1 protein-coding gene is annotated in these 1,459 nt (G+C 66.3%); it reads left to right on the plus strand.

Features of this window, described 5'->3' with window-relative positions:
- Positions 1 to 92: 92 nt before the first annotated feature.
- The coding region (locus FV234_RS25765) for a TonB-dependent receptor (RefSeq protein ID WP_147832434.1) at positions 93 to 1,459 on the plus strand (1,367 nt) is incomplete at its 3' end.

The raw sequence follows: 1,459 nt of genomic DNA on the forward strand, positions 1-1,459 counted from the left end.
GCGGAACGGCTAACGGGCCGCCCCGCAAGGTGGATGGCTACCTTGCTCGTGAGAGCGTCAGCGCGACACGTACCGACACGCCTCTTCGCGAGGTGCCTCAGACCGTGGTCGTCGTGCCGGACAGTGTTCTTCAGGATGCCGCCGCGACGCGGGTCGACACTGCCCTCGACCTTGCCGGCGTCGGCCGGGCCAATAACTTCGCCGGCCTTGGGCTGACGGAGTTCACGATCCGCGGCTTCAACACCGGCGAGTATTACCGCAATGGGTTTCCGATCAACCGCGGCTTCCCGAACTCGCCGGACGTGGTCTCCATCGAGCGGATCGAGGTGCTGAAGGGTCCCTCAGCCTTCCTCTACGGCCGCGGCGATCCCGGTGGGACCTTCAACATCGTCACCAAGCAGCCGCTCGCCGAACGCGCCCTCGCGATCGGCACGCAGTACGGCAGCTTCAACCAGAAGCGCAGCACCTTCGACGCCACCGGTGCTCTCGATGAGGAGGGGCGGGTGCTCGCTCGGGTCACGGGGGCCGTCGAGGATAATGGCAGCTTTCGCGACTACGTGAGCGGTGACCGCTTCTACCTCGCCCCCGTCATCGCCTGGAAGCCGACCGCCGACACCACGATCACCTTGGAGGGCGAGGTGATGAGCACCGCCACGACCTTCGACCGGGGCGTCGTGCCGATCAACGGCAACATCCGCGCACTTCCACGCAACCGCTTCATCGGCGAGCCCGGCATCCCGCCGGTGCGCAACGACAACGCTCTGGGGCAGCTTCGCATCGAGCACAGGCTCGACTCGAACTGGGTAGTGACGGCCGGCGCCCAAGCCCTCGGCGGGCGCCTATTGGGCGACGGCGTGGGCGCCATGAACGTCCTGCAGGACGGCCGCACCCTGCGCCGCACCTTTGAGCACCGGGACCTGAGCTGGTCCGACATCGACCTGCAGCTCAACCTCGCAGGCAAGTTCGAGACCGGTCCCTTCCGGCACACCTTGTTGATGGGCTTCGAGTACGACAGCTACCAATACCGCGAGGTTTTCGACCGCTCGAACGCGAACCTCTTCCCCTTCACCCTCGACCTGTTCGCCCCACGCTACGGACAGGCGGCGCGGCCGCCGCTCGCCTCGATCACCAACTTCCTCCAGAACACGGAGAGCTACGGCGGCTACGTTCAGGACCAGATCGACATCACCCCACGCCTACATGCGCTCGTGGGCGTGCGCGTCGAAAGCCTTGGCCTGGTCTCGACCGACTACCGGACCGGGCGCTCCACCAGCCTGCAGGACACGGTCGCGACGCCGCGCTTCGGCCTTTCCTACGATCTTGCGGACACGGTCTCGCTCTACGGCAGCTATGGTCGCTCCTTCCTACCAAACACCGGCACGAACCGCGCGGGGCAGCCCTTCGCCTTCCAGCAGGGTGAGGGCTATGAGATCGGCACCAAGCTCAGCCTGCTCGATGG

This window comes from Methylobacterium sp. WL8 (assembly GCF_008040045.1).
Classification (GTDB): Bacteria; Pseudomonadota; Alphaproteobacteria; order Rhizobiales; family Beijerinckiaceae; genus Methylobacterium; species Methylobacterium cerastii.